This is a genomic window from Isoptericola sp. NPDC057391 (assembly GCF_042668085.1).
GTDB lineage: Bacteria > Actinomycetota > Actinomycetes > Actinomycetales > Cellulomonadaceae > Isoptericola.
This window is the reverse complement of the sequence record NZ_JBHVBO010000178.1, coordinates 1-8,533: the sequence shown is the minus strand read 5'-3', so window position 1 is coordinate 8,533 and position 8,533 is coordinate 1. Positions and strand designations below refer to the sequence as shown.

At 75.4% G+C, this 8,533-nt stretch carries 7 protein-coding genes; 5 read left to right on the top strand and 2 right to left on the bottom strand.

From position 1 onward, the window contains the following. The first annotated feature begins 104 nt into the window (after window positions 1-104). Together ACFUVW_RS17505 and mnmA are read left to right on the top strand one after the other, a co-directional pair. Window positions 105-1,352: a cysteine desulfurase family protein gene (locus ACFUVW_RS17505; RefSeq protein ID WP_430572591.1), complete on the top strand. Its 1,248-nt coding sequence runs from the start codon at window positions 105-107 to the stop codon at window positions 1,350-1,352. Further along, complete coding sequence (mnmA, locus tag ACFUVW_RS17500) at window positions 1,349-2,473, top strand: tRNA 2-thiouridine(34) synthase MnmA (protein ID WP_430572590.1); 1,125 nt, start codon at window positions 1,349-1,351, stop codon at window positions 2,471-2,473. The genes ACFUVW_RS17505 and mnmA overlap by 4 nt, the downstream gene beginning before the upstream one ends. 12 nt (window positions 2,474-2,485) lie before the next feature. Here mnmA and ACFUVW_RS17495 read toward each other — a convergent pair whose 3' ends face one another. Then, the gene (locus ACFUVW_RS17495; protein ID WP_430572589.1) at window positions 2,486-3,298 is read right to left on the bottom strand and encodes a TrmH family RNA methyltransferase; all 813 of its coding nucleotides are present in this window, start codon (window positions 3,296-3,298) and stop codon (window positions 2,486-2,488) included. 55 nt (window positions 3,299-3,353) lie between these two features. Then, window positions 3,354-3,836, bottom strand: a complete 483-nt coding sequence (locus ACFUVW_RS17490; protein ID WP_430572588.1) for an ester cyclase — start codon at window positions 3,834-3,836, stop codon at window positions 3,354-3,356. A 173-nt stretch (window positions 3,837-4,009) separates the two neighbouring features. Here ACFUVW_RS17490 and ACFUVW_RS17485 point away from each other — a divergent pair, with 173 nt between their 5' ends. From ACFUVW_RS17485 to ACFUVW_RS17475, 3 genes are all read left to right on the top strand, one after another. Further along, on the top strand, window positions 4,010-5,059 hold the full coding sequence (locus ACFUVW_RS17485; protein WP_430572587.1) for a hypothetical protein: 1,050 nt from the start codon (window positions 4,010-4,012) through the stop codon (window positions 5,057-5,059). 196 nt (window positions 5,060-5,255) lie between these two features. After that, on the top strand, window positions 5,256-6,011 hold the full coding sequence (locus ACFUVW_RS17480) for an HAD family hydrolase (protein WP_430572586.1): 756 nt from the start codon (window positions 5,256-5,258) through the stop codon (window positions 6,009-6,011). After that, window positions 6,008-8,485 carry a glycoside hydrolase family 65 protein gene (locus ACFUVW_RS17475; protein WP_430572585.1) on the top strand — a complete coding sequence of 826 codons (2,478 nt, stop codon included), beginning with the start codon at window positions 6,008-6,010 and terminating at the stop codon, window positions 8,483-8,485. Before ACFUVW_RS17480 ends, ACFUVW_RS17475 begins: the two co-directional genes overlap by 4 nt. The last annotated feature ends 48 nt before the right edge of the window (window positions 8,486-8,533 follow it).

Sequence of the window (8,533 nt, the reverse complement as noted above, 5' to 3'; positions counted from 1 at the left end):
GCCGCAGCGCATGCGACCCCGTCGCGGCCTCTCTATCTCGCGACTCGGGGTTCTCTATCTCGCGGTGGTCGTGGGCGGCGGTGCAGTTCGTAGACTGGGGGACCGTGACCACCCCCGAGGCGCCCGCCGGCGCCTACCTCGACCACGCCGCCACGACCCCGATGTCGCGGGCGGCGCTCGAGGCGTACGTGGCGGAGGCCGGCCGCACCGGCAACGCGAGCTCGCTGCACTCCGCGGGCCGCGCGGCGCGCCGGGCGGTCGAGGAGTCGCGCGAGTCCGTCGCGGCCTCGCTGGGCGCACGGCCCAGCGAGGTGATCTTCACGGGCGGCGGCACGGAGTCCGACAACCTCGCCATCAAGGGGATCTTCTGGGGCCGGCGCCGCACCGACCCGCGTCGCACCCGCGTGCTGGTGTCCGCCGTCGAGCACCACGCGGTGCTCGACCCGGCGTTCTGGCTCGCGGGGCACGCGGGCGCGGAGATCGTGCTGCTGCCGGTGGACGGCGACGGACGCCTGGACCTCGCGGCCCTGCGCGCCGAGCTGACGGAGCACGGCGACGAGGTCGCGCTCGTCTCGGTGATGTGGGCCAACAACGAGGTGGGCACGCTGCAGCCGGTGCGCGACGTCGTCCGCCTCGCGCACCAGCACGGCGTCCCCGTGCACACCGACGCGGTGCAGGCCGTGGGCCAGGTCGAGGTCGACTTCGCGGCCTCGGGCGTGGACGCGATGACGGTGACGGCGCACAAGCTGGGCGGGCCGATCGGCGTGGGAGCGCTGCTCGCCCGCCGGGACCTGCCGCTCGAGGCGGTGCTGCACGGCGGCGGACAGGAGCGCGGCGTGCGCTCCGGCACGCTCGACGTGCCCGCCATCCGGTCGTTCGCCGTCGCGCTGGCCGAGACCGTCGCCGCGCGGCCCGAGCGCGCCGCGGCCCTGGGCGCCCTGCGCGACCGGCTCGTCGCCGGCGTGCGCGCCGCGGACCCGGAGGCGGTGCTGCGCGGGCCCGACCCGACACCGGACCCGACCTCGGACGCCGCGGCCGCGCGGCTCCCGGCCAACGCGCACTTCACCTTCCCGGGCGCGGAGGGCGACTCGCTGCTCTACCTGCTGGACTCCGCGGGCGTGCAGGCGTCCACCGGTTCGGCGTGCCAGGCGGGGGTGCCGCAGCCGTCGCACGTGCTGCTCGCCATGGGCGTACCCGAGCTCGAGGCCCGCGGCGCCCTGCGCTTCTCGCTCGGCGCGACGTCGACCGCCGAGGACGTCGACCGCCTCGTCGCCGCGCTGCCCCAGGTCGTCGAGCGGGCGCGCGCGGCCGGGCTCGTGTCCGCGCCGGCCCGGGCCGGGGGTGCGGCATGAGGGTGCTGGCCGCCATGTCGGGCGGCGTGGACTCGGCCGTGGCGGCGGCGCTCGCGGTCGAGGCCGGCCACGACGTCGTGGGCGTGCACATGGCCCTGAGCCGCAACCGCGACCAGTTCCGCACCGGCTCGCGCGGCTGTTGCTCCATCGAGGACGCCGGCGACGCGCGTCGTGCCGCGGACGTGCTCGGCATCCCGTACTACGTGTGGGACCTCTCGGAGAGGTTCGAGGAGACGGTCGTCGCGGACTTCCTGGCGGAGTACGAGGCCGGCCGCACCCCGAACCCGTGCGTGCGCTGCAACGAGCACATCAAGTTCGAGGCGCTCCTCGACAAGGCCACGGCCCTCGGGTTCGACGCCGTCGCCACCGGCCACTACGCGCGCATCGAGACGCACGAGGGCCCCGACGGCACGGTGACCCGCGAGCTGCACCGGTCGCCGAACGAGGAGAAGGACCAGTCGTACGTGCTGGCCGTGATGGGCCCGGAGCGGCTGGCACGCGCGATGTTCCCGCTCGGCGGCTTCGCGTCCAAGGCCGAGGTGCGCGCGGAGGCCGAGCGTCGCGGCCTGTCCGTGAGCGCCAAGCCGGACTCCTACGACATCTGCTTCGTGGCCGACGGCGACACGCGCGGCTTCCTGCGCGACCGGCTCGGGTCGCGCCCGGGCGAGGTCGTCGACACCCACGGCGCCGTCGTCGGCGAGCACGACGGCGCGTACGCGTTCACGGTCGGGCAGCGCAAGGGCCTCGGCCTCGGCCGGCCCGCCGCCGACGGGCGCGCGCGGTACGTGGTCGACGTGCAGACGTCGACCAACACCGTCGTGGTCGGCCCGGCCGAGCTGCTCAGCGTCGACCGGATCGGCGCCGGGAAGGCCGTGTGGCTCGCCGCCCCGCAGGAGCGCGCCGACGGCGCGTGGCTCGACGACGTCGAGGTGCAGGTCCGTGCCCACGGCGCCCCCGTGCCCGCCCGCGTCCGCGCGACGACGGCGGACGGCGTCCCGGCGATGGACGTCGAGCTCACCGGCCGCCCGCTGCGCGGGGTCGCGGCCGGGCAGTCGCTGGTCGTGTACCGCGGCACGCGCGTGCTCGGCCAGGGCACCGTCGCGCGGGCCTGGCGCGGCTGACGCCGCGCGGCCTCAGGGTCGCGCGAGGCGCTGCCGGTGCGCCTCGTACAGCACGATCGACGCGGCGTTGGACGCGTTCAGCGAGCTGGCCGACCCGGCCATGGGGATCGCCAGCGTGACGTCGGCGGCCTCGCGCCACCCCTTCGACAGGCCGGCGGTCTCGTTGCCGACGGCGAGCAGCACCGGGCCCGTGAGGTCGACGTCCGCGGGCGCGGCGTTGCCGCCCTCGTCGGTCGCGACGACGGTGACCGGCGTGCCCGCGGCCCGCTGCGCGTCCAGCCAGTCCACGACCTGGCCGTGCGAGGCGGCCCGGACGACCGGCAGCGCGAACAGGGACCCGGTCGACGCGCGCACCGACTTCGGGTCGTACGGGTCGGCGGCGTGGCCGGTGACGACGAGCCCGTCGGCGCCGAACGCGTCGGCGGACCGCACCACGGCGCCGACGTTGCCCGGCTGGGTGGGCCGGTCGAAGACGACGCCCAGGAACGACGGGCCCACCGGGATGCGGGCCAGGTCGTCGTCGGGCATCGCGACGACCGCCAGCAGCTCGCTGGCGCCCTCCTCCTTCTCGGCGAGCTCGGCGAGCAGGTCGGGGGACATCGCGATCGTCTCGGCGCCCGTGGCCTGCAGCAGCTCCTGGGCCCACGACGAGAGCCGGCGGTCCGTCTCGTGCAGCAGCGTGCGCACCTGCCAGCCGTGCTCGACGGCCATCGTGATCGGCCGCACGCCCTGGACGAGGAACTCCCCGGCGCGGCCCCGCTTGGTGCGGTTCGTGAGTAGCGTCTGCAGCTGCTGGAAACGGGCGTTGCGCACGGTGATCCGCATGGGCGCAGTCTCCCACGCGCGGCCGGCGCCGCGGTGCCCCGGCCGGGGTCCCGGGTCAGCGGCGCAGCTCGTGCTCCCACCACACCTGGTCGCGCATCACCCAGTGCTCGGCCTCTAGGCCGTCGGCCACCCGGACCAGGTGCATCTCACGCACGGTGAAGCGCCGGTGCGACGGCGCGACGCCGAGGAAGAACCCCGAGTGCAGGGCGCTGAACGCGACGTGCAGGGCCACCAGGTCGCCCTCGGTGACGGCGTGCAGCACCTCGACGCGCTGCTCGTCGAACGCGTCGTGGAACCAGTGCATGGTGGCGACGAGCGCGTCGGGGCCGCCGGCGCAGCCCGGCAGCACGTCGTGGTTGCGGAAGCCGGGCGCGAGCTGGCGCCGCAGCACCGCCTCCGCGCCCGACGGCATGGCGTTGGCGTGCACGCGGGTGGCGACGGCGCGGGCGGCGGAGGGCAGGTGGGCCGGGAGCGCCGCGGGCGGCGCGGAGACCGGCGCCGCGGGTGACGCGGGCGCCTGGTCGAGGATCACGGACATCGGGACTCCTTCGTCCGGCCGTTACGGTGCTCCCGGTGAGCGCCTGTGACGGCCGCTCCTATCCTTCGAGAGCAGCGAGCCGCCGCGACGTGACGCGGCGCAGGAGGTGACGTGGTGGTGAAACCTGCGACGACCCGCGCGCCGGCGCCGGCGCCGGGCGCGAGGGCGGCCCGGTGACGGCGGTCTCCGGGCACGGCCCGTGGCCCGGCGGCGCGCACGACGAGCTCGTGGCGCAGCAGACGGTGCTGGACGACCTGGCGTCGCTGCCCACCGGCGTCGACGCCGTGCCGTTCCTCGCCCAGCTTTCCGGCCGCGGGCCGGGGGCCGACGCCGTCGGGCGGACGGCGTCGCTGCTGGCCGAGATGCCGGTCGAGCTGGGCCCGCACGGCTGGAAGCTGACCGACCACCCAGGCGTCGACGTGCGCCGCGCGGAGTCCCTGCTGCGCGAGGACCTGTCGGCGCTGGCGGTGGCGGCCGTCGGGTACGACGGCCCGCTCGCCGTCGGGCTCACGGGCCCGTGGACCCTCGCCGCGCAGCTGTGGTCGGCCCGCGGCGACCGCGTGCTGGCCGACGTCGGCGCCCGCCGCGACCTGTCCCTCGCGCTCGCCGAGGCGGTGCGCTCGCACCTGGCGGACGTGCGGGCCCAGGTGCCCGGGGCGACCCCGGTCGTGCAGCTCACCGAGGCCCTGCTCGGCCAGGTGCACGCCGGCGTGCTGCCCAGCTTCTCCGGCTACTCCCGGCTGCGGGCGGTGCCCGGGCACGATGTCGTCGAGGGGCTGCGGCCCGTCGTCGACGCCGCGCACGACGCCGGCGCGCGGGTCGTCGTGCACCTCGGCGCGACCTGGGTGGGCGTGCCGCCCGTCGCGCTCGCCGGGGCGGACGCCGTCGGGCTGGACCTCGCCGACGTCGGCGGCGCCGGGGAGACGACGGGCTGGAACGAGCGCGCCTGGGAGCTGCTCGCCCGCGCCGCCGAGCGGGGCATGGGGCTGTGGGCCGGGCTGCCGCCCGCCACCGTCTCGCAGTGCTCGGGCCCGCAGCTCGGGGAGCTGGTCCGCCTGGTTGCCGAGCCGTGGCGCCGCATCGGGCTGCCCGCGGCCGGGTTGGCGGACGTCACGCTGCTCGCGGCGCCGCGCCGGCGCCTCGCGGACGTCGACACCCATCGCGCGGAGCTGGCGAACCTCGGGCGGGTGGCGGAGGCGCTCGCGGAGCGGGCGGCGGCCTGAGCGGGGGGCGGCCGGTCCTCGAGACGGGACGGCGGTGGGACGGAGGCGGGACGGCGGCGGGACCGTTCCGCGAAGATCTCGCCGGGGCGCGGCGCGTGCTCCCGGAGCGCCCCGGTGACTGCGTAGGCTGATCCTCGGCGTCGGCCCGCAGGGGGCACGGTGCCCGCGACCCGACCCCGACCCGCGAAGGACGCCCGTGACCAGCCTCCGAGCCGTGCTGTTCGACCTCGACGGAGTGCTCACCCCGACCGCCGAGGTGCACATGCGGGCGTGGGAACGCCTGTTCGCGCCCTGGTGCGAGGCCCACGGCCTCGCGCCGTACACGTCCGCGGACTACTTCGCGCACATCGACGGCAAGCCGCGGTACGACGGCGTGGCGACGTTCCTCGCCTCGCGCGGCGTCGACCTGCCGCGCGGGACCGCCGACGACGCGCCCGGGGAGGACACCGTGTGCGCGCTCGGCAACCGCAAGGACCTGATCGTCAACCGGATGTTCGAGGAGGAGGGCATCGCGCCCTACCCGGGCTCGGTGCGCTTCCTCGACGCCGTGACCGCCGCCGGCGCGCAGGTCGCGGTCGTCTCGTCGTCGCGCAACACGCCCGCCGTGCTCGCCGCGGCCGGACTGACCGAGCGGTTCCCCGTCGTCGTGGACGGGAACGTGGCCGCCCGCGAGCACCTGGCGGGCAAGCCCGCGCCGGACACGTACCTCCGCGCCGCCGAGCTGCTCGGGGTCCCGGCCGCCGAGGCCGTCGTCGTCGAGGACGCGCTCTCCGGGGTACAGGCCGGTGCCGCCGGGCCGTTCGGCCTGGTGCTCGGCGTCGACCGCGGCGTCGGGGCGCAGGCCCTGGCCGCGCACGGCGCGGACCGCGTGGTCGCCGACCTGGGGGAGCTGGACGCGTCGGTCCTGGACGCGCCCGCCGACCGGCACGACGCGCGCGGGGCGCAGGCATGATCCGCCGCACCGCCGACGAGCAGCGCTCCGTGGACCGCCTGCGCTTCCCGGCCGAGCCGTGGCGCCTCGTGGAGGCCGAGTTCTCCGCGGAGGACCTCGGGGTCACCGAGTCGCTCTTCGCGGTGGGCAACGGCTACCTCGGGATGCGCGGCAACGTCGAGGAGGGGCGCGAGTCCCACTCGCACGGCACGTTCGTCAACGGCTTCCACGAGACGTGGCCCATCCGGCACGCGGAGGAGGCGTACGGCTTTGCGAAGGTGGGCCAGACCATCGTCAACGCGCCGGACACCAAGGTGATCCGGCTGTACGTGGACGACGAGCCGCTGCTGCTGCCGGTCGCGGACCTCGTCGACTACGAGCGCGCGCTCGACCTGCGCGACGGCGTGCTGCGCCGCGAGATCCTGTGGCGCACGCCGTCGGGCAAGCGGGTCAAGGTGGCCTCGCAGCGCATGGTGTCGTTCGTCGAGCGGCACCTGGGCGTCATGACGTTCGAGGTCACGCTGCTGGACGCCGACGGGCCCGTGGCGATCTCGTCGCAGATCCTCAACCGGCAGGACGGGCAGGACGAGTACCACGTGCCCGCCGCGTCGCTGGGGGAGGGCTTCGACCCGCGCAAGGCGGAGGCGTTCGCCGGCCGGGTGCTGCAGCCGCAGACCCGCTGGGGCGACGACGAGCGGCTCGTCCTGTCGTACCGGTGCACCAACTCGGGCATGACGCTCGCCGTCGCGGCCGACCACCGCCTCGAGACCGTGGACGAGTGGGACGTGCGCACGCAGGTCGACGACGACCTCGCCAAGCACGTGTTCCGCGTCGACGCGAAGGCGGGGCACACGATCCGCCTCACCAAGGTCGTCACGTACCACACATCGCGCGGCGTGCCGACGCGCGAGCTCGTCGACCGGTGCCGCCGCACCCTGGACCGGGTGCGCGCCGGCGGCATCGAGGAGCAGTTCACGCACCAGCGCACGTGGCTGGACGACTTCTGGGCCCGGTCGGACGTCGAGATCGAGGGGCGCCCGGAGATCCAGCAGGCGGTGCGGTGGAACCTCTTCCAGCTCGCCCAGGCGACCGCGCGGGCGGAGGGCTCCGGCGTGCCCGCCAAGGGCCTCACCGGCAGCGGGTACTCGGGGCACTACTTCTGGGACACGGAGGTCTACGTGCTCCCGTTCCTCACGTACACGAGCCCGCGGTACGCCCGCAACGCCCTGCGGTTCCGCTACCAGATGCTCGACGCCGCGCGGCGCCGCGCCAAGGAGCTGTCGCAGAAGGGCGCCCTGTTCCCGTGGCGCACGATCAACGGCGAGGAGGCGTCCGCGTACTACGCGGCCGGCACCGCGCAGTACCACATCGACGCGGACATCAGCTTCGCCCTGGTGCAGTACGTGCGGGCCACGGGCGACACGGACTTCCTGCGCCGGGAGGCGGTGGACGTCCTCGTCGAGACGGCGCGCATGTGGGAGGACCTCGGCTTCTGGCGCGCCAACGGCGACGACAACTTCCACATCCACGGTGTCACCGGCCCCGACGAGTACACGACCGTGGTGAACGACAACCTGTTCACCAACGTCATGGCGCGGTTCAACCTGCGGGCCGCGGCGTTCGTCGTCGAGAAGATGCGCGAGGAGTTCCCGGAGGACTACCGGCGCCTCGCGGACCGCCTGTCCCTGGGCGTGCACGAGACCACCGAGTGGACCCGCGCCGCGGACCACATGTCCATCCCGTACGCGGACGGCATCGGCATCCACCCGCAGGACTCCCACTTCCTCGAGCGGGAGATCTGGGACCTGGCCGCGACGCCGGTGACCAAGCGGCCGCTGCTGCTGCACTACCACCCGCTGGTGATCTACCGGTACCAGGTGCTCAAGCAGGCGGACGTGGTGCTGGCGCTGTTCCTGCAGGGGCAGCACTTCTCGGCGGAGCAGAAGCTGGCCGACTTCGAGTACTACGACCCGCTGACCACCGGCGACTCGACGCTGTCCGGCGTCGTGCAGTCGATCGTCGCGGCCGAGGTCGGGTACCACGAGCTGGCGCTCGAGTACTTCGTGTCCTCGTTGCTCGTGGACCTGGCGAACCTGCACGACAACGCGGCCGACGGCGTGCACGTCGCCTCCGCGGGCGGCACCTGGTCGGCGCTCGCGTTCGGCTTCGGCGGCATGCGCGACCACGACGGCGTGCTGTCGTTCGACCCGCGCCTGCCGCAGGGCTGGGACGCGCTGACCTTCCGGGTCGCCTGGCAGGGCTCGCGGCTGCGCGTCACCGTGCGGCCGGCCGAGCTGGAGCTCGTCGCCGAGACGGGGGACGGCGCGAAGGTCCTCGTGCGCGGCGAGCAGGTCGCCGTCACCGCGGGCGAGCCGGTCGTCGTCGCCCTCGACGGGCAGGGCCCGGTGCGGCCCGGCCGGCCCAGCCTGCGCGCGCTGTCCGGCAACCGCCGCGACGACGGCACCCTCATCACCGCGACGGTGCCGCACTCCTGACTCGTCCAGCGTTGTGGGTGGGCTCGTGGCCCGGTTTCGACACGAAAC

Excerpts from the sequence above, each read along its gene's own strand:
- mnmA (WP_430572590.1), top strand. The coding sequence starts at position 1,349 with ATGAGGGTGCTGGCCGCCATGTCGGGCGGCGTGGACTCGGCCGTGGCG.
- ACFUVW_RS17495 (WP_430572589.1), bottom strand. The coding sequence starts at position 3,298 with ATGCGGATCACCGTGCGCAACGCCCGTTTCCAGCAGCTGCAGACGCTA.
- ACFUVW_RS17490 (WP_430572588.1), bottom strand. The coding sequence starts at position 3,836 with ATGTCCGTGATCCTCGACCAGGCGCCCGCGTCACCCGCGGCGCCGGTC.
- ACFUVW_RS17475 (WP_430572585.1), top strand. The coding sequence starts at position 6,008 with ATGATCCGCCGCACCGCCGACGAGCAGCGCTCCGTGGACCGCCTGCGC.